The sequence below is a fragment of the Methylobacterium gnaphalii genome (assembly GCF_007992215.1).
Taxonomy (GTDB): Bacteria; Pseudomonadota; Alphaproteobacteria; order Rhizobiales; family Beijerinckiaceae; genus Methylobacterium; species Methylobacterium gnaphalii.
Window position 1 is genome coordinate 235,807 of sequence record NZ_BJZV01000004.1, and the last position, 19,313, is coordinate 255,119.

The 19,313-nt window shown below is 65.1% G+C and carries 19 protein-coding genes; 5 read left to right on the plus strand and 14 right to left on the minus strand.

Translation table 11 applies throughout. The features are described from left to right. Positions 1–10: 10 nt before the first annotated feature. From MGN01_RS05410 to MGN01_RS05430, 5 genes are all read right to left on the minus strand, one after another. Positions 11–1,021 carry an ArsR/SmtB family transcription factor gene (locus MGN01_RS05410; protein WP_147045560.1) on the minus strand — a complete coding sequence of 337 codons (1,011 nt, stop codon included), beginning with the start codon at positions 1,019–1,021 and terminating at the stop codon, positions 11–13. Positions 1,022–1,356: 335 nt separating this feature from the next. Then, positions 1,357–2,844, minus strand: coding sequence for a PAS domain-containing protein (locus tag MGN01_RS05415; RefSeq protein ID WP_147045561.1), 1,488 nt, complete (start codon positions 2,842–2,844; stop codon positions 1,357–1,359). Between the two features lie 550 nt (positions 2,845–3,394). Beyond that, positions 3,395–4,675, minus strand: a complete 1,281-nt coding sequence (locus MGN01_RS05420) for an aspartate aminotransferase type Ic (protein ID WP_147045562.1) — start codon at positions 4,673–4,675, stop codon at positions 3,395–3,397. Between the two features lie 104 nt (positions 4,676–4,779). Next, positions 4,780–5,694, minus strand: a complete 915-nt coding sequence (locus tag MGN01_RS05425) for an ROK family protein (protein WP_147045563.1) — start codon at positions 5,692–5,694, stop codon at positions 4,780–4,782. Between the two features lie 13 nt (positions 5,695–5,707). Continuing rightward, positions 5,708–7,102, minus strand: coding sequence for a dicarboxylate/amino acid:cation symporter (locus MGN01_RS05430; RefSeq protein ID WP_147045564.1), 1,395 nt, complete (start codon positions 7,100–7,102; stop codon positions 5,708–5,710). Between the two features lie 298 nt (positions 7,103–7,400). Here MGN01_RS05430 and MGN01_RS05435 point away from each other — a divergent pair, with 298 nt between their 5' ends. Further along, complete coding sequence (locus tag MGN01_RS05435; protein ID WP_147045565.1) at positions 7,401–7,805, plus strand: L,D-transpeptidase; 405 nt, start codon at positions 7,401–7,403, stop codon at positions 7,803–7,805. 58 nt (positions 7,806–7,863) lie between these two features. On the opposite strand, the gene MGN01_RS05440 is transcribed toward MGN01_RS05435, so the two are convergent. The 3 genes from MGN01_RS05440 to MGN01_RS05450 all read right to left on the minus strand — a co-directional run bounded on the left by MGN01_RS05440 (position 7,864) and on the right by MGN01_RS05450 (position 10,642). Beyond that, the gene (locus MGN01_RS05440) at positions 7,864–8,760 is read right to left on the minus strand and encodes a CYTH domain-containing protein (RefSeq protein WP_147045566.1); all 897 of its coding nucleotides are present in this window, start codon (positions 8,758–8,760) and stop codon (positions 7,864–7,866) included. Positions 8,761–8,987: 227 nt separating this feature from the next. Continuing rightward, the gene (msrB, locus tag MGN01_RS05445; protein WP_147045567.1) at positions 8,988–9,407 is read right to left on the minus strand and encodes a peptide-methionine (R)-S-oxide reductase MsrB; all 420 of its coding nucleotides are present in this window, start codon (positions 9,405–9,407) and stop codon (positions 8,988–8,990) included. A gap of 80 nt (positions 9,408–9,487) precedes the next feature. Then, positions 9,488–10,642: a YihY/virulence factor BrkB family protein gene (locus tag MGN01_RS05450; RefSeq protein WP_147045568.1), complete on the minus strand. Its 1,155-nt coding sequence runs from the start codon at positions 10,640–10,642 to the stop codon at positions 9,488–9,490. Between the two features lie 370 nt (positions 10,643–11,012). Between MGN01_RS05450 and MGN01_RS05455 the strand changes: the two genes are divergently transcribed. Further along, positions 11,013–11,258, plus strand: coding sequence for a hypothetical protein (locus MGN01_RS05455; protein ID WP_147045569.1), 246 nt, complete (start codon positions 11,013–11,015; stop codon positions 11,256–11,258). A gap of 189 nt (positions 11,259–11,447) precedes the next feature. Continuing rightward, the gene (locus MGN01_RS05460) at positions 11,448–11,666 is read left to right on the plus strand and encodes a hypothetical protein (protein ID WP_147045570.1); all 219 of its coding nucleotides are present in this window, start codon (positions 11,448–11,450) and stop codon (positions 11,664–11,666) included. 30 nt (positions 11,667–11,696) lie between these two features. On the opposite strand, the gene MGN01_RS05465 is transcribed toward MGN01_RS05460, so the two are convergent. Continuing rightward, complete coding sequence (locus MGN01_RS05465; protein WP_147045571.1) at positions 11,697–13,220, minus strand: malonate--CoA ligase; 1,524 nt, start codon at positions 13,218–13,220, stop codon at positions 11,697–11,699. A gap of 74 nt (positions 13,221–13,294) precedes the next feature. Then, complete coding sequence (locus MGN01_RS05470; protein ID WP_147045572.1) at positions 13,295–13,738, minus strand: hypothetical protein; 444 nt, start codon at positions 13,736–13,738, stop codon at positions 13,295–13,297. A 132-nt stretch (positions 13,739–13,870) separates the two neighbouring features. On the opposite strand from MGN01_RS05470, the gene MGN01_RS05475 reads away from it, so the two are divergent. Further along, positions 13,871–14,626, plus strand: a complete 756-nt coding sequence (locus MGN01_RS05475; protein WP_147045573.1) for a collagen-like domain-containing protein — start codon at positions 13,871–13,873, stop codon at positions 14,624–14,626. Between the two features lie 100 nt (positions 14,627–14,726). On the opposite strand, the gene MGN01_RS05480 is transcribed toward MGN01_RS05475, so the two are convergent. Continuing rightward, on the minus strand, positions 14,727–15,947 hold the full coding sequence (locus MGN01_RS05480) for a TIGR03862 family flavoprotein (RefSeq protein ID WP_147045574.1): 1,221 nt from the start codon (positions 15,945–15,947) through the stop codon (positions 14,727–14,729). 199 nt (positions 15,948–16,146) lie between these two features. Between MGN01_RS05480 and MGN01_RS05485 the strand changes: the two genes are divergently transcribed. Continuing rightward, positions 16,147–17,151, plus strand: a complete 1,005-nt coding sequence (locus MGN01_RS05485; protein ID WP_147045575.1) for a TerC family protein — start codon at positions 16,147–16,149, stop codon at positions 17,149–17,151. 6 nt (positions 17,152–17,157) lie between these two features. Here the strand turns inward: MGN01_RS05485 and MGN01_RS05490 are convergent, their stop codons facing one another. The 3 genes from MGN01_RS05490 to MGN01_RS05500 form a co-directional block, all read right to left on the minus strand. Further along, on the minus strand, positions 17,158–17,670 hold the full coding sequence (locus MGN01_RS05490; RefSeq protein WP_147045576.1) for a hypothetical protein: 513 nt from the start codon (positions 17,668–17,670) through the stop codon (positions 17,158–17,160). Between the two features lie 111 nt (positions 17,671–17,781). Then, the gene (locus tag MGN01_RS05495) at positions 17,782–18,537 is read right to left on the minus strand and encodes an N-acetylmuramoyl-L-alanine amidase (RefSeq protein ID WP_147045577.1); all 756 of its coding nucleotides are present in this window, start codon (positions 18,535–18,537) and stop codon (positions 17,782–17,784) included. Next, on the minus strand, positions 18,534–19,259 hold the full coding sequence (locus MGN01_RS05500; protein WP_147045578.1) for a TerB family tellurite resistance protein: 726 nt from the start codon (positions 19,257–19,259) through the stop codon (positions 18,534–18,536). The genes MGN01_RS05495 and MGN01_RS05500 overlap by 4 nt, the downstream gene beginning before the upstream one ends. Positions 19,260–19,313: the final 54 nt, after the last annotated feature.

Below are 19,313 nucleotides of genomic sequence, written 5' to 3' on the forward strand. Positions count from 1 at the left end.
GTCGTGTCGGTCAAGCGACGGCGCGTTCGGAGTTCAGGGCGGCGACCGAGATTTCCTCGGCGAGCCAGAGCGTCACGGTGAGCGGATGCTCGGTGCCGTCGGTCGGGGCGATGTCGCGATGCTCGACATGGTCGAGTCCGGCCTCGACGAGCCAGTTCGAGACCTGATCGGCCGCGAAGCCGAGGCGCCGATGGGCCTGGGTCTCGCGTAAGGATTCGAGGCTGTGCGGCGCAAAGTCGACGACGAGCAGGCGGCCGCCCGGCGCGACGAGGCGCGCGGCCTCGCGCAAGGCGCGCGCCGGATCGTCGAGGTAGTGCAGCACCTGATGCACCACGACGAGGTCGAAGCTGCCGCGACCGAAGGGCGGCGCGTGGATGTCGCCCTGGCGCAGGTCGACCCGCGCGAGGCCAGCCTGTTCCAGATTGGCGCGCGCCACCGAAAGCATGGCGTGGCTGGAATCGAGGCCGGTTGCCCGGGCTGCCAATGGGGCAAGCAAGCCGAGCATGCGGCCGGTGCCGGTGCCGAGGTCGATCAGGCTGCGGATCGGTCTGTCGCCGAGCGCCTTCAGGACAGCCGCCTCGACCGTTGCCTCCGGCACGTGAAGCGAGCGCAGGCGGTCCCATTTCGGGGCCAACCGCGCGAAGAAGGCTTGGGCCGATTCGGCACGCAACTCGCGCACCGCATCGAGACGGGCGCGGTCCTCCGACAGGGGAGGCGTCTCGCGGTCGAGCCCGGAGATCACCGGATCGATGAGGCCGATGCTCGCCTCGCGCAGGCGAAAGAACGCCCAGGCGCCTTCGCGATGCCGCTCGACGAGTCCCGCTTCGACCAGCAGCTTGAGGTGGCGCGAGATACGCGGCTGAGACTGACCGAGGATATCGGTCAGGTCGGTCACGGAAAGTTCGCCATCGGCGAGCAGGGCGAGGATGCGCAGCCGCGTCTCCTCAGCGACGGCACGCAGCATGCCGACGGCGTCCGCAAAGGGAAGTGGTGCTGTCACGATCGGGCTCGCATCAGACATAAAGATATCTTTATGTGCGACGAGGGCTTTTGGCAAGCCTTTTCAAACAGCATGGTTGGAGCGGCGTTGCTGCTCGCAGCCCGCCCCGGCCGAGCCGGCGTAAAAGGCGGTGAGGCCGAGCAGCAGCGTCGAGGCGGTGCGGCGGGCGATCAGGGCCCGATCTCGCCGGTGCGTTGCTGGACCGTCTGCCGGAGGCGGACGCGGATTGCGCTCACAGGGCCGCCGGCACAGCGGGCGTCCCGTTCGAGAAGCCTCTCGCGACTTTCGCGCAGGAGGTGGAGGCGGGCGTCGCGACATGGCAGACGTTCGACCTGCCCCAACGATGTCGTCGCACCTCAAGAGTGTTGCGGCCGTTCCTCTGTCGCGCGTTCGGGGAGTGGGGCTTCCACCGTGAACACGACGCCGCGCGGACGGTACGCGATCTCTGCCGTGCCGCCGAGTTCGGAGGCGAGTGCCCGCTCGATCATGCGCGTGCCGAATCCTCGCCGTGAAGGCTCGGCCACCGGCGGCCCACCGATCTCTTCCCAGCGCAGCCAGAGCAGCGGCGGCCGAGAGCCGTTCACGACGTCCCAGTTGAGGATCACGTGGCCCTTGTCATTCGACAAGGCGCCGTACTTCATCGCATTCGTCGCCAGTTCGTGCAGCGCCATCACGAAGGCCAAGCTCAGGCGCGGTGACAGCCAAATCTTGGGGCCACCTGCCTTGAAGCGGTCGGCTGCGCCATTGCGGAAGGGCTGGATGGCTCCCTCCACGATCTCGGCGAGGGTGGCCCCCTCCCAGCTCTCCCGCGTCAACACATCATGGGCAGCCGCGAGGGATTGCAGCCGGGCATCCAGCATTTCGCCTGCCTCTTTCAGGGAGGTGGCGTTGCGCAGGGTCTGGTGCGCAATCGACTGCATCGTAGCCATCGAGTTCTTCACCCGATGGTTCAATTCGCCCGCGAGGAGAAAACGATGCTCTTCGCCGCGCTTGCGCTCGGTGATGTCGATCGACACCCCCGCCATGCTCAGGGGCTCTCCATCCGCTCGGTAGAAGGTCTGGCCCCTGACCTGCAGCCAACGCACCTCTCCCTGAGGCGTACGCACGCGGTACTCGATGTCGTAGTCGCCATCGTTGGCAATCGATGCCTGCACGGCTGCCTGCATCCGTTCCCGATCTTCAGGAAGAATGGCGCCGATCAGTTCGTCGTAGCCGAATGGTTCACTGGCATCCCTACCGAAATTTTCCTTGCAGCCGTCGGAGGCCACCAATCGTAACTCGGTCAGGTCAAGCGTCCAGGACCCGAAACGCCCTGCTTTGAGAGCGAATTTCATGCGCTCCTCGCTGCGGGTGAGATCACTGGTTCGCCGCTCGACCTCCCGCTCGAGTGCGTCGCGGTCTTTCTGGATGCGCACCAGCTTGTCGCGCTCCAGCGTGACGTCGAATTGCGACGCGAAGAAATACGTGAGGTCGCCGTCGCGATCGAAGACCGGAGAGATCAGAAGGCGGTTCCAGAACAGCTCGCCATCCTTCTTGTGGTTGAGCAGCTCGATTTCAATTGGAACGCGCCGTTCGATGGCATCGCGTATTCTGTCCACGTCCTCGCGACGTGTTTCCGGGCCCTGCAGGAACCGACAGTTCTGGCCGATTATTTCGTCGGGACTATAGCCCGTCAGCCGGCAGAACGCCTTGTTGGCAAATACGATTGGATTGTCAGGCTTGCTAGGGTCCGTAATCAGCATCGGCATCCGCGTTGCCCGGACAGCGGCAGCAAACGGATCGGAGCTCGCTTCGGATCGGATGATTTCCGCGCCGATACGGTCGTGCTCTTGGTGGTCGGTCAATGCTTTGCCGCCCCCCGCGCGACGTCAGCGGCTATATGGCCGCTTTGACGGAAGCTTAGCATAGCGCAATTGAGTTGTGCACATGCACATTAGTCGCAAGAGCACATAATAACGGTACGATTCGATACCTTTAGGTCGTTGGGTGAGATGTTAGACCGTTCGGGATTCTCGATATCTCAGCGGTCGAGATGTCTCGCGTGACCGTTGCGGGCAGCCCTCTATCAAGAGGTTCGACAAGAGGCCGGCGGCGGCAGGCATTGTTCCAATCGCAGGGCAGCCGCTCTGCTTGCGGGATCATCCGCCCGGTTCCGACACGTCCCATTCAAGTCTTGGCGGGAGCGGTGCAAGCGAGGAAAGAGGACTCGCAGGGCTCGAAATGACCTGCGTTCAACGGGGTTTGTAGCCTCAATCCTGTCACTCGGAATCGCCGACGACGAATTCCGGGTTCACGAACGGCCTCAGTGCTGGATCGGAACCGTGCATCAGGGGTCATTCCGGGTTCCGCTGCGCGGCCCCGGAATGACGGTGGCGATGTTACCTTCGCGGACGATCAGCCGTGGATGCCGGCCTGCTTCTCGATGGCCGCGAGCAGAGTGCAGATCGCAATGCCTTCCGCAGCAGCTTTCACGTCCGAGAGCGACGGGAAGGTCGGTGCGAGGCGCAGCGTGCGGTCGTGCTGGTCCTGGCCGTAGGGTGAGGTCGCGCCAGCCGGGGTCAAGGCGATGCCGGCCTCCTTGGCGAGCGAAACGATCCGCTTGGCGGTGCCTTCGACAGCGTTGAGGGTAACAAAGTAGCCACCCGCCGGCCGCAGCCACTCAGCCGCACCAGTGCCGCCCAGCTTCGCTTCGAGGATCTGAAGCAGGGCCTCGAACTTCGGCGCGACGATCTGCGCCTGCTTCTCCATATGCGCCTCAAGGCCGGCATGGTCCTTCAGGAAGCGAACGTGGCGGAGCTGGTTCAGCTTGTCCGGCCCGATGGTGCGGAAGAAGGCGCGCTCCAGGTACCAGCGCACGTTCTCCGGCGAACTCGCGAAGAAGGCGAGGCCGGCGCCTGGCAGCGTCACCTTCGAGGTCGAGGCGAAGATGAAGGCGCGGTTCGGGTTTCCCGCCTCGGCGCAGAGCGCGAGGATATCGGGGATGGTGTGGTGGTCCTTGGTGAGGTGGTGGACCGAATAGGCGTTGTCCCAGAAGATGCGGAAATCCGGGGCGGCCGTCTTCATAGCCGCGAGCCGCCGGGAGGTTTCCAGTGAGTAGGTCTCACCCGAGGGGTTAGAGTATTTCGGCACGCACCAGATGCCCTTGACGGCATGGTCCTCGACGAGGCGCTCGACCATGTCCATGTCGGGACCCTCGCCCGTCATCGGCACCGGGATCATGCGGATGCCGAGTTCCTCGCAGATCGCGAAGTGGCGGTCGTAGCCGGGCACCGGGCAGAGGAAGGTCGGCGCACCCTCGCTCCAGGGAGCATTCGAGTCCGGCACGCCCTTCAGCAGGGCAGAGACGATGGTGCCGTGCATGAGCGCGAGGCTGGAATTGTCGCCGACGACGATCTGGTCGGCCGGCGCCTGGATCATCTGCGAGAACAGCCTGCGGGTCTCGGGCAGGCCATTGAGGCCGCCGTAGTTGCGCGCGTCGACGTTGCCCTCAGCGAAGTAATCGCCGTTGCCGGGCAGCGTCAGCATGGCGTTGGAGAGATCGAGCTGTTCGGGCGAGGGTTTGCCGCGGGTCATGTCGAGCTTGAGCCCGCGCGCCTTGAAGGCTTCGTACTCCGCACGCACGGCGTCATGGCGGCTGCGGAGCGTCTCGGAATCCATGCTGGTGAGCGTCGTCATCGTGGTCTCAGACTGCGAAGGGGCAAACGGGCAGTGTCGGGCCCTCCCATACAAGCGGCGGCTCGTTCTGTGTAGGGAGCGCCGGTGACAGCTCCCATGCAGTGTCAAATGGGCACTTCCCACAGCCAGGCCGCGCCCCGTACGCCGGAGGCGTCGCCGTGCAGGCTCGCCCGGACCGGCGTGTCGAAGACGTCGGAGAAGACATGCGGCGTGATGGCCGCAGGCAGGCCGTCGATCAGTTCCGGCACGCGCGAAAGTCCACCGCCGAGAACGATCACGTCCGGATCGAGGATATTCACGACATGGGCGATGCCCCGGCCCATCCGGTCGAGATAGCGCGCGAAGGTGTGATGCGCGGCCGGCTCGCCCGCGCGCATGGCGGCAACGATCGCCTCACCGCTGAGCGTCTGCCCGGTGCTGCGGGCGTGATCCGCGGCGATGCCGGGACCGGACAGCCAGGTCTCGATACAGCCATGGCGCCCGCAATAGCAGGCGGGACCGGGCCGTTCGTCGTCGCGGGGCCAGGGAAGCGGGTTATGACCCCACTCACCGCTGACGCGCCCGCGTCCCGATAGCGGGCGCCCGCCGATGGCGATGCCCGAGCCCACGCCGGTGCCGAGGATCACTGCCCAGACGAGATGCGCGCCGGCGCCTGCGCCATCCGTGGCTTCCGAGACGGCGAGGCAGTTGGCGTCGTTCTCGACCCGCACCGGGCGTCCGAGCGCCCTTGCGACATCGGCCTCGAAAGGCCGGCCGATCAGCCAGGTCGAATTCGCGTTCTTGATCAGCCCGGTCGCTGGTGCGACCGCACCGGGCATCCCGATGCCGACGCTGGCACCGGTGATGCCGGCCTCGGCCTCGATCGCCGTTACCAGAGCGGCGATGGCAGCGAGCGAGCCGGCATAGTCGCCGCGCGGCGTTGGAATGCGCTGCGTGGCGAGGGTTCGCCCGTCCGGAGCCAGCACGATCCCGGCAATCTTGGTGCCGCCGAAATCAATGCCGATGCGTGCGCGGCTCAAAACCGGCGGTCGCCTACTGTGCAGCGACTACGGTGGCGCCCGGCTTGTCGACATCCGAAATCACGTCGGGCGCGTGATCGGAGATGTCGGTACCGATCGCGACCGGATGCGCCATCACCTGACGCAGCTTCGCCTTGTCGAGCTCGCCCTCCCAGCGGGAGACCACCACCGTGGCCACGCCGTTGCCGACAAGGTTGGTCAAGGCGCGGCACTCGGACATGAACTTGTCGACGCCGAGCACCAGGGTCATCGCGGCGACCGGAACCGGGTTGCCGGGGATGGCGGCGAGCGTCGCAGCCAGCGTGATGAAACCCGCGCCGGTGACGCCTGAGGCGCCCTTCGAGGTCAGCATCGCGACGAGAAAGATCGTCGCGTATTGCCAGAAGGTCAGATCCGCACCCACTGCCTGCGCCAGGAACAGGGTGGTGAGCGTCATGTAGATGTTGGTGCCGTCGAGGTTGAACGAGTAGCCGGTCGGGATGACGAGACCGACCACCGAGTCCGAGGCGCCGAGGCGCTTCATCTTCGTCATCATGTGCGGCAGCACCGTCTCCGAGGACGAGGTGCCGAGTACGATCAGGAGCTCGTCCTTGATGTAGGCGAGGAACTTGAAGATCGAGAAGCCCGAGAAGGCCGCGATGCCGCCCAACACCACGAGCACGAAGAGCAGCGAGGTGATGTAGAAGGTTCCAACGAGCCAGGCGAGGTCGACGACCTTGCCGATGCCGTACTGGCCGATGGTGAAGGCCATCGCGCCGAAGGCACCGATCGGCGCGAGCTTCACGATAATGCCGATGATGCGGAAGAACACCTGACCCGCGGCCTCGATGCCGTGGGTGATGCTCTCGCCCTTTGCCCCCATGCCCGTGAGCACGACGCCGGTGAGGATGGAGACCAGGAGGACCTGGAGCAGGTCGCCTTCGGCCAGCGCGTGGAAGAAGCTCTTGGGAATGATCGCAAGGATGTGCGCGACCGTTGAATCGCTCGCGGCGAGCTTCGCGTAGCCCTCCACCGCCTTGGCGTCGAGCTTGGACGGATCGGCGCCGAAGCCTGCGCCCGGCTTGACGACTTCGCCGACCACGATGCCGATGAAGAGCGCGAAGCTCGAGACCACCTCGAAATAGATCAGGGCCTTCAGGCCGACGCGGCCGACCTTCTTGAGATCGCCGATCGAGGCGATGCCATGGACGATCGTGCAGAATATGATCGGCGCGATCATCATCTTGATCAGCGCGATGAAGCCATCACCCAGCCATTTCAGCGACTTACCCTGGTCCGGATAAAGCCATCCGAGCAGAACACCTAGCACGATCGCAATCAGCACCTGGATGTACAACACTTTGTACCAGGGAGTGTGATGCGCGGCAGGTGCGGCTGCCCCTGGATGATGTGTGATCGACTGGGCCATTTTTCCTCGCCGCTGACACTCGACCGTGCCGGCCCCTTTCGGGCTTGGATGGACGCTAGCGGGTTTGCCATTGCCGCTCAACGGCATGTCGGTAGTTTGCTGGCGCTCAGCTTGTGAGAAAGTTGTCGAAACTGTGGCATGGCCTCTTTTGCGCCACACCGCGGAGTGCCACGAATATTCGCCCAGCTCAGCTTCTGTACTCGGCGATTTTTCTGCCGGTTACAGATGGTCCGCTGGTGACCACTGCTGAGCGCGGAGTTTTCCCGTGATCGTCTTCAGACTAGCTGAAACGGCCGTTATGGCCGTTCTTTCGTTGTGCGCACTTGTCACGATTGCTGCCGCCCCTGCACAGGCGGACGTTGTTGCGAAGATCGACAAGTCGAACCAGCGCATGCGGGTCTACGTCAACGGCACCTTGAGACACGATTGGGCGGTCTCGACGGCGCGAAAAGGCTTCGTCACGCCGAGCGGAAGCTACCGCGTCGGCCACATGGCGCGAATGCATTACTCGAGGAAATACCATAATTCGCCAATGCCTTACTCGCTATTCTTCCGTGGCGGCTACGCGATCCACGGCACTTATGCGGTAGGTCATCTCGGGCGTCAGGCGAGCCACGGCTGCATCCGCTTGGCGCCGGCTCACGCGGCTGCGCTCTACGAGCTGACGCGGATCTATGGCGGCACGCGGGTCGTGATCCGCTAGCTTTTCAAGGTTTCACTTGATCGGATCGGACGCGTGGCGTCCGATCCGTAGAGCGGCGTCAGCTCTGGTTCGTGCGACGAGGGCGGACGGTCCAGCGTTCGAACGAATTGCCTGCATCGTCGTCCTTGGCCGGTTCCTTCGGCTGTTGAATTGCGGCGCTGAGGGCTTGCGACAGGCTCTCGATCACGTCGTCGATACGCGCGTCGCCCTTGTCTTCAGCCGGCGCTGCCGCCTTGGGTGCCTCGGTAGGTGTTGGTGCAGGAGGTTGCGCCTCGACGGCGGACTCCGGAGCCTTCACCTCGGCCGGTTCCGGCGGGGGTGCTTCCGCTACGGTAGCAGGTGCCGGTGGTGCGACTGGTGCGGGAGCCGGAGCTGCCGGGATCGGCGTCGTATCGGTCAGGGGCGAGCGCCGCACGCTGCTGCCGAAGCCGAAGCGCGGCTCGATCAGATCGAGCACTGCGTTGAGGGCGGCGTTCGTCAGGCCAATCTCGCCGACAGCCGGCACGCCCTGCGTAGCTACCGAATGACGATCGTAGCCCGTCTCTTTCGAGACCTCGGTGCCGAACCAGGCCGGCACCACGAAGGCATTCGCGCTGGCCTCGTCGTCGAAGGACACGTTGGCGATGTCGAGCCCAGTGGGCGTGACATAGCGGTCGATCTGGACGTCGCGGCCGCCGAGCGGAACGATGGTGCGCTCGTAGACAGCCTTGCCGGAGCAGACGTCGAGCAGCGCGTCACCATGGACGCGCGGCACTTCGGTGCGCTCTTCCGTCGAGCGGCCCTCTGAATCCGTGGTGACAAGCACGAGATGGCAATCCTGCCCGTCAATCCGGACGAAGGACGTGCGCCCGGCCTGCGGGGCGAAGTAGCCTTCGGTAATGCGAGAGCCGCCTCGCTCCTTGCGGATCAGTCGCACGAGCGACGGTGCAATCAGAAAACGCCGGACGACACTCATACGCTCACCTCCCCGCGGGGTTCGACGTCGAGCGGCCTGTTCGCTTTGGCCGGAATCGCGCCGCCGGCGCCAAGCCGTCGTCTCGAAACCGGGGAAGCGAAGTCGCTCGGCATCTCTATGCCGTTCATCGCTAAGCGAAACGCCGTCGAAATCAAGACAGTTCACCCTTTGTCACGACGGCATTAACCCTCTCGTCCCCATACAACGCCCTCCGTGCATCGGCAGGATCAGTTCGCCGGTTCGAAGTGTAGCGAGACGCCGTTCATGCAGTAGCGCAGCCCCGTCGGCGCCGGACCGTCGTTGAAGACGTGCCCGAGGTGGCCTTGGCAGCGCGCACAATGCACCTCGGTCCGGGTCATGCCGTGGCTGCGGTCGACAGTGGTCTCCACGGCGCCTTCCAGAGGCTCGAAGAAGCTTGGCCAGCCACTGCCGGACTCGTACTTTGTGGCCGTCTCGAATAGTGGGGCGCCGCAGCCGACGCAGTTGTAGATGCCCGCGCGCTTCTCGGCGTTGAGGCAGCTCGAACCGGGCCGCTCAGTGCCATGCTCGCGCAGGACACGGTACTGCTCCGGCGTCAGGCTCTGGCGCCATTCCGCGTCGCTGCGCGTTTCAGGCGGCCTAATCGTGCCGGCATCGTGCTCGGCCATGGGTGTCCTCCAGGTCTCGTGGTCTTATCGTTGCCCCGATATGGGGTCTTGGCACTGATTGAGCGAGGCTGGAAGACGCTTCAGGCTGCCGCGCCCACCGTGTCGGCCATCCGAGCTTGGCGCTCGCCGAGCGCCCGTTCGCGGCCGGTCGTGGAATCCCGTGCCGTCTGGTGCTCGATCTCCGCGTTGATCTCGCCGCCCAGAAGCACGATCGTCGCCGAGATCCAGATCCAGGTCATGAAGCCGATCACGGCGCCGAGCGAGCCGTAGGTCTCGTTATAGGAGCCGAAGCTCGCGACGTACCAAGAGAACAAAATCGAGGCGATGATCCAAAGCAGTCCGGCCACAGCACCGCCGACGCCGACCCAACGCCAGCGCGCAGGTTCGCGGCTCGGCCCGTATCGGTAGAGGATGGTCAGGCCGCCGAGCAGCACGATCAGCAAGGCCGGCCACCGCAGCATTGCTAGCGCCCAGGCTCCGTCGCCAAGGCCGATGAAGTTGAACACCAGGGGCAGGACGACGATCGCCGAGAGCGCGAGGATCACAAAGAGGAGCGCGCCGATGGTGAAGGTCAGCGAGCGCAGGTTCAGCCAGAAGAAATTGCGCTTCTCCTCCTCCTCGTAGACCACATTTAGTGCATCGAACATCGCCTTCATCGCGGCATTCGCGCTCCATAGCGAAATCACGAGCGTGGTGAAGAAGGTCAGCCCAAGCGTCCCGCTGCCCTTGGCTGCGATACGCTTCACTTGCGCGCCGATAATCTCGATGGCCGAATCCGGCAGCACGCCGCGTAGGCTGGCCAGATGATCGTTGATGGTGCCTGCATCCGAGACCAGGCCGTAGCATGTCACGAGTGCTGCGATGGCCGGGAATAATGAGAGAAGAGTGTAGAACGTGACGCCCGCTGCGACGGAGAGCACGCGGTCATTGTTGAATTCCTGGAAGACCCGGAAAGCAATGTCCTTCCAGCCCGGCGCCTGGATCTCGGTAGGATTCTTCGCGGCGCGGCCGCGGTCGGCCTGTGTAGCAGCGACCCAGAGCGCGCTGCGGCCCTCGTGCGAATGCGCGCCGCCATTGCGTTCGCGCCTTTCCGGCATTGTGCTGTCGGGGCGTGCGGATCGCGAGCGGCGGGGGCTCGCGGCGATCACGATCAGCGCCGCGCCGAGCGCTAGAGTCCACAGGATCGGCGATGCCTCGCCGTTTCGATCGGGCGGAGATGTGAGAGGCGACGACATCGGCAATGGAGGGCCTGATCCGGGAGGACGGAACTCAACGAAGATCAGGCTTGGCTGTTCCACCCGTGTTCGCCCTGATGCAATGAGCACTTAAGTTGCGTGCCGGGATAGTGAGAGCGGCGATGACTGCGTGTTCTGCGCAGTTCGTCCTGATGCGCAGTCGATAGATTTTGAAAAATCAGATAACCCGAAAAATATGCAGTAATTATGCATCATTTGATATCATAAAATTGATCTGCGTTTGAGCACTAGCGTGCCAAACATGGCAAAATCTGCGTAGAGATTTGAGCCAAGGTCGGCCGGCCGCTAAGGCTGTAAGGATCATGCGCTCAGTTCGACATGCGCGCGTCTAGGCGCCGTGGAGATCGGCATGTCAGACATTCGGAAGAGTGGGCTGCCCGAGGACGATCAGCACCCGGTCCGCACCTATCGCGTCGTGGCTCTCGACGACGACGGCAGGGTGAATGCGAGCACCACGTTGCCGGCCATCGACGACGAGGCTGCCAAGCGCTTTGCCCGGCGCATGGCCAAGGGCTTTGCTGTCGAGCTCTGGGATGGACTGCGCTTCATTGAGCATTACGACAGCCGCGAGACGGCCTCGTACGGTTGCGGTTGATCGATTGGGACGTCGTTCGCCCGTTGCAGGGTAGGAGCCGTCCGCGCACCGATGCATAAAGCAAGGACAGGGCGGGGGGCCGTATCCGGCTTCGCTGTTCGCGAAGTCTCCGTAAAGAATTCTCGCATTGCGATTGTTTCGCCAGCTCATCAGGTTTCCTGCAGCGACAATGGTCGGTGGAGGACGGTGATGGGCTCGCAGACGCTCGCGGTAGATGATGGTCAGTCTGCACAGGACTGGCAGACCGCCATCGCGATCGGGTTTCTCGCGCTGACATGGTTTGGCGCGGCGCTCGATCGGCGCGGCACCATCCTCGACAGATCGTCGGCAGCCTCCCGTATGACCGATAGGAGCGCCGTGCCGCTCACCGATGCTGAGTTGGTTCGGGAGATGCTCGCGCACGATTGATGCTAGTACCGTCCGCGGCATGACAGCCGTTCAGCCGTCCCGGTACAGCCCGGCATGGGTCTCGCGCAGCAGGTTCTTTTGAACCTTGCCCATGGCATTGCGCGGCAGATCATCCGCGAAGAGCACGCGCTTCGGCTGCTTGAAGCGGGCCAGCCGTCCCTCGAGCGCCTCGAGGATGGCGGCTTCATCCCGTGCCTCGGGACTGGCGACGACCACCGCTGTGACGCCCTCGCCGAAATCTGCATGCGGCAGGCCGATCACGGCCGACTCGACGATGCCGGGAAGCCCATCGATCTCGGTCTCGATCTCCTTCGGATAGACGTTGTAGCCACCGGTAATGATGAGGTCCTTGCCGCGTCCGACGATGTGAACGTATCCGCGTGCATCTACTTTGCCGAGATCGCCGGTGATGAAGAAGCCGTCGGCCTTGAACTCGGCGGCAGTCTTTTCGGGCATACGCCAATAGCCTTTGAAGACGTTCGGGCCCTTCACCTCGATCATGCCCACATCCCCGTCCGGCACGAGCGCGCCCGTCTCCGGATCAACCACGCGCAGCGCCACGTCCGGCAGCGGGAAGCCAACAGTGCCGGCGATACGATCGCCCTCGTAAGGGTTTGAGGTGCTCATGTTGGTCTCGGTCATGCCGTAGCGCTCGAGGATGGCGTGACCGGTGCGGGCGGACCACTCGCGGTGCGTCTCGGCAAGCAGCGGAGCCGAGCCGGAAATGAACAGGCGCATATGCGCGGTGGCCTCCCGAGTCAGGCCGGGCTGCTTGAGAAGCCGCGTGTAGAAGGTCGGCACGCCCATCATGACGGTGGCCCGCGGCATCACAGATAGGATCTGCCCCGCATCGAGCTTCGGCAGCCAGAGCATCGATGCGCCGGCGATCAGCACGGTGTTGGTGGCGACGAATAGGCCGTGGGTGTGGAAGACCGGCAGGGCATGAATCAGCACGTCCTCGGGCGTGAAGCGCCACGCCTCGGCGAGGGTCAGGGCGTTCGAGGCGAGATTGCCGTGGCTGAGCATGGCGCCCTTCGAGCGCCCGGTCGTGCCGGAGGTATAGAGGATCGCAGCGAGGTCGTCGGACCCGCGCGCGATATCTTCGAATCCATGACCGGCGGCGTCGGCGGCGTCTCTCATGCTGCCGTTGCCGTCGCTCCCGAGGGTGAGCAGTGTGAGGACGCCGGCTGCCTTCGCGACCGGCGCGAGGGCAGCCTCGCGAGCCGGATCGCAGACGAAGACGGCCGGCTCGGCATCCCCGAGGAAGTAGGCAATCTCCCGATCGGTATAAGCGGTATTGAGGGGCAGGAAGACGGCACCGACTCGCACCGCGCCGAGGAATAGGAAGATCACCTCAGGGCTCTTTTCGACCTGAGCCGCGACCCGATCCCCTGGCTTTACGCCCTGCGCCGCAAGGGCCGAGGCGTAAGCGCCCGAGCGCGCGACGAGGTCGGCGTAGCTGATGCGAAGCCCATCCGGCGTCTCCAGCATCGTCTTGCTCGCCGGCTCCGGCGGAAGATGCGCGAGGATGAGGTCGAAGAGATGATTGGCCATTGCGTGCCGTCGGCGTTTCCGGTCCCGACAATGGGATTGGCGCGGTTCAGTGCAGCGTTCAAGTCCGCCGGCGATCAGCCCGGCGGAATGCGTCCGACCGAGCAGAGCGTGCGCAGGGATGATGAACCCGGATCCGCGTAGCAACTTGCCGACCAACCGCTTTGCTGGATGAAAGACTTGCGGCGCTCGCGCAGGGCCGTCTCGTAGGCTCGCACCAGCGCGGCTTCGACGGTGGCCGGCGGCACGTCGATTGCAATTCCGCCAGCGGTCGACAGGTCGCGGTAATAGGCGGCGGACGGGCTCGGATCGGACGATGAGGCCTGGATGATCGGCTCGGCGCGGCAGGTGATGTCGATCTTGAGGCCGCTGGCGGAACGCACGTCGATACTGGGGCCGACCCGCCGCCCGACCTTCTTGGCGCCGGTGGCTTCGGCGATCCGCCCGACCAAGGCGTCGCATTCGTCAGCCTGCGCGGCGGTCGAAAGGAGAAGAAGGCAGGCGAGAGCAGTCCGGATCATCGGGGCAGTCTTTGGCAAAGGCACTGCGGGAAGTCGAGGCTGTTTCGTCCGGTCCTACAAACGCTCGCGCAGGCTTGACCGGAGGGCCAGCGCAATCGCAGGTGCAGGTCGGTTCGCGGAGGAGCGGGTTTCATGATCGGGCGCGTTTGTGCAGCTTTGGCACTGATCGCCAGCGCGGGATGGCCCGCGGCCGCTCAGCAACCGGCGGCTCCCGGTCCGGCAGCTCAGCTGGAGCTGCCGCACGAGCGCTCCAAGCCCCGCCGGCCGCGGCAGCCTCAGCAGCCGATCATGGTCTACGATGCCCGCATTGAGGCGGGCGATCTGCGTATCTCGGGAAGCGTGCGCAAGGGTGGCTTGATCGTCGTGCTCGACGACGACATCTCGGTAGCGGCCGACGCCCGCGGCCGCTTTACCTTCCGGCTGCCATACCGCCCACGCACCTGCATCGCCACGCTGAAGGTTGAAGAGGACGAGCGCGAGGCTGTCATCGCTAATTGTGCTCCAGAGGGTGAGGCTGGGCCGAAGGGTGAGCCCGGCCCGGCAGGACCGCAGGGCGTGGCGGGCGTCCAAGGACCGCAGGGGATGGCAGGCCCGGCTGGTGCTCCAGGAGCGCCAGGGCCGGCTGGTCCCAGGGGTGAGGCTGGCGCCAAGGGCGAACCAGGCCAGCCGGCGGCGCCGGCACAGGCCAGCTCGCCGCTGCGGGCGCTACATGCCGGCGCCTGCCCGGAGGGTGGCTGCGAACTCACCTGCGAGAGCGGCGAGGTGCTGGTCTCGGCCTATTGCCTCGGCACCGCCAACCCGAGCTACCGAGCTGGCGCGGACGGCTCTACTACGGTGACCTGCCCGGCTGGCGGTGAGGGCATGATGGCCATCTGCGCGAGACCCTGAGCGCTTCCGGATCCTAGGCGGGACTGTAGTGCGCATACCTCTGTCCCCGGGTGCGGGAAGAGGGTTCCGCACCATCCGGGCCGATCGATCTGAAGCGGGTTCAGCCGCGCGTCTCGCGCAGCCAGTCGATCAGGCCGCTGGCGGCTGCGCGGCCGCTCGCAAAACTCGCCTGAAGCAGGTAGCCGCCGGTCGGCGCCTCCCAGTCGAGCATCTCGCCGGCCAGAAAGCTGCCGGGGTGGGCGCGCAGCATGAAGCGCGCGTCGAGTTCGTCGAAGGATACGCCGCCAGCTGTCGAGATCGCTCGGGCGATCGGTGCGGGCTCTAGGAGGCGCAGGGACGCAGCTTTGATGCTTGCGGCGAGGGCCGCGGGGGTGTCGGGCAGGTGTCGGCCATAGGCTTCCCGCAACAGGCCAGCCGCGACTGGGCTGAGACCCGCATTCTTGCGCAGCCGTGTTGCCAGCGACGCACCGGGTTTCGGATGACCAAGGCGCTGGGCTAAAGCCTCCGCGTTGAGATCGGGGCGCAGATCGAGAACCAGCGTCGCGGCGCCGTCAGCCTGGATCGCTTCGCGGATCTCCCGCGAGAGCGCGTAGACCGCGCCGCCCTCGATGCCTTGCGCGGAGATCATTGCCTCGCCGCGAACCTGCTTGTCGCCGAGCCGCAGGCCGACCCGCTTCACCGGCTCGCCCGCGAAGCGTCCAGCAAAATGCTCCGACCATCGTACCGCGAAGCCGACATTGGCCGGAAGCAGCGGCGCAACCGCGACGCCGCGGCTTCGGAGCAGTGAAACCCATGCGCCGTCCGAGCCGAGCCGCGGCCAGCTCGCGCCGCCCATGGCGAACAGGCAGGCGCGCGGTCGAATCTCGACGGCGCCGTCGGGGCCTTCGAAGGAGAGCGCGGTGCCATCCCAGGTCGTGAGGCGGTGGCGGGTGCGGATCGTGACACCGAGCCCACCGAGCCGGGCGAGCCAGGCGCGTAGCAGCGGCGAGGCCTTGAAGTTCTTCGGAAACACCCGTCCGCTCGACCCGACGAAGGTCGGCTGACCGAGCCCTTCGCACCAATCACGTAAGGCATTGGGCGGGAAGGTCTCGACCGCCTTGCGCAGCACCACATGCGCCGGATGGTAGCGATCGAGAAAAGCGGGAAGCGGCTCCGAATGGGTGAGATTGAGGCCACCTCGGCCGGCGATCAGCAGCTTGCGGCCGACCGATGGCATCCGTTCGTAGACTGTCACACGCTGACCTTCCGCAGCCAGCACCTCGGCCGCAGCCAACCCGGCGGGGCCGCCGCCGACCACTGCGATGTTCTCGTCTCGCACCATGTCAGGGGGCAGGCCGCGCCGCGGGTATGCCTGTCAACCCTTTGCGCGAGATGTTCTCGGCGAACACTGCCCTTGATTCGCCAGACTCCGCTCGCTAACTCGCGGCCATCGGCTGCGGGCCCCTCTGGCGGACGCATTCTCATGCCTCCGTGATGTCGGAGCCGATGCTCTCTTCAACGAAGCTTGGGCTCCGCAGACGATGGACTTCCTGCATATTCTATGGCTCGGCCAGCCCGTCTGGATGTGGCTCGGGTTCCACGTGGTGGTCGTGACGCTGATGGCGCTCGATCTTGGCCTGCTCCACCGGGACAAGAGCCGCGTGATCGGGGTCAAGGAAAGCCTGATCCTTACCACCTGCTACCTCGTCCTCGGCCTCGCGTTCGGAGGCTGGGTCTGGTGGTACATGGGCCGCACACACGGCGAGGAGTTCGTGACTGGATTGGTCATCGAATACTCGCTGTCGATGGACAACGTCTTCGTCATCGCGGTCATTCTCACCGCGCTCGGCGTGCCGCGATCGGCTCAACATCGGGTCCTGGTCTGGGGAATTCTCGCCGCCGTCCTGCTGCGCGGGTTGATGATCGGGCTCGGCTCAGCGCTGGTCGCCCAGGCGCATTGGGTGCTGTCTCTGTTTGCCGCCTTCCTGATCTATGCCGGCCTGAAGATGCTGTTCTCCAAGGAGGAGGGCGAGGCGGATGTCGAGAACAGCGCCTCGCTGCGCTTCCTGCGCCGGCACCTGCGCGTCACGAAGGAGCCGCATGGCCAGCGGTTCATCGTGCGCCTGCCTGATCCCAAGTCCGGCAAGGCGGTTCTGTGGTTCACCCCGCTCGCGTTGGCGCTGACGGCGGTAAACATCGCCGACGTGATCTTCGCGGTTGACAGCGTTCCGGCGATTTTCGCCATCACCACCGACCCGTTCATCGTCTACACGTCGAACATCTTCGCCATCCTCGGACTGCGCTCGCTCTATTTCGCGCTGGCGGCGATGGTGGAGCGCTTTGCGTACCTGAAGACGGCGCTAGCCTTCATCCTGATCTTCATCGGCGCCAAGATCGTTGTCGCCGATACACTCGGCCTCGTGGACCTGCCGCCCTGGGTCTCGCTTGCGGTGACCTTGGTGCTGCTGACCATCGGCATCGTGTACAGCCTGTGGCGCACCCGAGCCGTCTCGGATGCGCATGGCGAGGCGAGGCACCGCGCTTGAGTTGGGTCAGCGCGCCTCAACCGAGGCGCGCAGACTCTCCAGGATCTTGTTCACGTCGGCATCGTACCGCTTGTCGCCCGCCGGCGAGGCCCAGTAGCTGATGAGCAGATGGCGCCGGCCCTCCTCCTTCGGGACAATCGAGAGGTACCGGATCACGGTCGGCCCCTTCTCGTAGGTCGCTGGATAGTCCGAGCTCTTGAGATCGTAGGTCGCGAACTCCACCGACTGAGTCTTCGCCTCGCCGGTGATCGCGACGCCCTGCTTCTTGAAATAAGCATTGTGCTCGGCGAGCAGGGTCTCAAACTGTGCCGGCATGTAGCTCTCGAACCAGACATAGACCTCGTCGTCACCAGTCCTGGCCTGGATGCCCCGGTCGATCTCCGAGACCTTCCAAGCGGAGGGAATGTCGGCCGTAATCGGTGGGTTGCCCGGTGCGATCCTGACCGGTTTGGCGAAAGCCGCGGTCGTTAAAGCGAGACACGCGGCAACGGTGAACGTGGAAGCAAGTATCGAGCGCATGGCGCATCCCCAGGGGGCAAGTCCCCAGCGCATAGGCTTCGAGTCCTTGCGTGCCAGCAAGGGCGAAACCACGCCCGTACGCAGTTATCCCATGTAAGGCAGAGACTTGGCTCAACCCGCGGGTTGCATCGCGATCAGGTCGCGCAATGTGGTGATGGTGGAGGCATCGGCAACACCGTCCACTCGGGCCTGCCGGAAATGGCGCTGGAAGGCAGTCACGACAGCCTGCGTATGCAGGTCGAATATGCCGCTGACCGGCTGGTCATAGCCGTACAGTGCAAACATCTCCTGCAGGGCCCGGATCGGCTCGCCGGAATCGCCCCGCGAGAAGAAGCGGCCGTCGCGGATCGGTGCCGGTTTCACGAGATGGCCTACACCGGCTCGCGCCAAGCGTTCCCAGGGGAAGTTCTCGCCCGGATCCTCCTTGCGCTCAGGTGCGACGTCGGAATGTGCGAGCACGCGCTCGGCGGGGATCGCGTTGCGGGCGACAATGTCCTTCGAAAGTGCGATCACCGCATCGATCTGCTCGGCTGGGTAAGGCGGCAGGCCCCCGATATGACCAGGATGCACAATCTCAATGCCGAGCGAGCGCGAGTTAATATCGCGCTCGCCCTGCCAGCAGCCGAGCCCGGCATGCCAGGCACGCTGACTCTCCGGCACGAGCTGCGCAATGCGCCCATCCTCGAAGACGAGGTAATGCGCTGAGACCTGGGCCGCGGCCTCACAGAGCCGGTCCAGAGCGACCTGTGCATTGGCCATGCCGGTATAGTGCAGGATCAGCATGTCGACCGGACCGCCCTTGCGCTCGCCGTGGTTCGGCGAGGGCACAACCTCGTGGACGAGGGCGCTGTCGCCCGGAAAGCTCATGCCAGTGCTCGCTCCTGGACGATGCGGTCCCAGGCCGCGTTGATCGCGGCGAGCCGCCGAGTGGCGATGGCCACGGCTTCCGGCGGAAGGCCGCGCGCAATGGCCCGGTCTGGATGGCTTTCGGCGACGAGGGAGCGGTAGCGCGCCTTCAGTTCCGCCTCGCTCGCGCCCCTCTCCAGACCGATCACGAGATAGGGATCGTCCGCGCGCTGCACGTGTCGGGCGGCGAGCCGCTCGAAGGCCGGTTCGTCAAGCCCAAAGATTCGCGCGACCTCGCGCAGGTAGCGGTCCTCGTTCTGGTGGATTGCGCCGTCCGCCTTGGCGATGTGGAAGAGCCCGTCGAGTACATCCACAAGCAGCGCGGGCTCGTCGTGAAAGGTGCTGGCAAGTTGCTGCGCGTAGCCCTCGAACCCGTCTGTGGTCTTTTTCGCGAGGTCGAACAGGCGTTCGACGCTGGCCCGGGCCTGGGGCTCGACCTCGATCACTTGCCCGAACGCCTCGACCTCGGACGGCGTCACAACGCCGTCGGATTTTGCCATCTTGGCGGCGAGTGCCACGAGGCCAGTGGTAAAAACCACGTCGCGCGGCGTCGCGCCGAAGGGTGCGCCCTCGCGGTCGACCAGGAAATGTCCGGCAACCGAGCCGGCGAGCGCCCCGATCGGGCCTCCGACCAGCGCGCCGAGTCCAGCTCCGCCGATCTTGCCCCAGATGCCGAGGCTCATCGCGCGGTGCCGTTCAAGCGGGCGGCGAGAGACCGCCGGCAGAGACGATGGGGC

Excerpts from the sequence above, each read along its gene's own strand:
- MGN01_RS05450 (WP_147045568.1), bottom strand. The coding sequence starts at position 10,642 with ATGTCGTCGCCTCTCACATCTCCGCCCGATCGAAACGGCGAGGCATCG.
- MGN01_RS05410 (WP_147045560.1), bottom strand. The coding sequence starts at position 1,021 with ATGTCTGATGCGAGCCCGATCGTGACAGCACCACTTCCCTTTGCGGAC.
- MGN01_RS05440 (WP_147045566.1), bottom strand. The coding sequence starts at position 8,760 with ATGAGTGTCGTCCGGCGTTTTCTGATTGCACCGTCGCTCGTGCGACTG.
- MGN01_RS05495 (WP_147045577.1), bottom strand. The coding sequence starts at position 18,537 with ATGAGCTTTCCGGGCGACAGCGCCCTCGTCCACGAGGTTGTGCCCTCG.
- msrB (WP_147045567.1), bottom strand. The coding sequence starts at position 9,407 with ATGGCCGAGCACGATGCCGGCACGATTAGGCCGCCTGAAACGCGCAGC.
- MGN01_RS05465 (WP_147045571.1), bottom strand. The coding sequence starts at position 13,220 with ATGGCCAATCATCTCTTCGACCTCATCCTCGCGCATCTTCCGCCGGAG.
- MGN01_RS05470 (WP_147045572.1), bottom strand. The coding sequence starts at position 13,738 with ATGATCCGGACTGCTCTCGCCTGCCTTCTTCTCCTTTCGACCGCCGCG.
- MGN01_RS05430 (WP_147045564.1), bottom strand. The coding sequence starts at position 7,102 with ATGGCCCAGTCGATCACACATCATCCAGGGGCAGCCGCACCTGCCGCG.
- MGN01_RS05420 (WP_147045562.1), bottom strand. The coding sequence starts at position 4,675 with ATGACGACGCTCACCAGCATGGATTCCGAGACGCTCCGCAGCCGCCAT.
- MGN01_RS05460 (WP_147045570.1), top strand. The coding sequence starts at position 11,448 with ATGGGCTCGCAGACGCTCGCGGTAGATGATGGTCAGTCTGCACAGGAC.
- MGN01_RS05475 (WP_147045573.1), top strand. The coding sequence starts at position 13,871 with ATGATCGGGCGCGTTTGTGCAGCTTTGGCACTGATCGCCAGCGCGGGA.
- MGN01_RS05435 (WP_147045565.1), top strand. The coding sequence starts at position 7,401 with ATGGCCGTTCTTTCGTTGTGCGCACTTGTCACGATTGCTGCCGCCCCT.
- MGN01_RS05490 (WP_147045576.1), bottom strand. The coding sequence starts at position 17,670 with ATGCGCTCGATACTTGCTTCCACGTTCACCGTTGCCGCGTGTCTCGCT.
- MGN01_RS05455 (WP_147045569.1), top strand. The coding sequence starts at position 11,013 with ATGTCAGACATTCGGAAGAGTGGGCTGCCCGAGGACGATCAGCACCCG.
- MGN01_RS05480 (WP_147045574.1), bottom strand. The coding sequence starts at position 15,947 with ATGGTGCGAGACGAGAACATCGCAGTGGTCGGCGGCGGCCCCGCCGGG.
- MGN01_RS05485 (WP_147045575.1), top strand. The coding sequence starts at position 16,147 with ATGGACTTCCTGCATATTCTATGGCTCGGCCAGCCCGTCTGGATGTGG.
- MGN01_RS05500 (WP_147045578.1), bottom strand. The coding sequence starts at position 19,259 with ATGAGCCTCGGCATCTGGGGCAAGATCGGCGGAGCTGGACTCGGCGCG.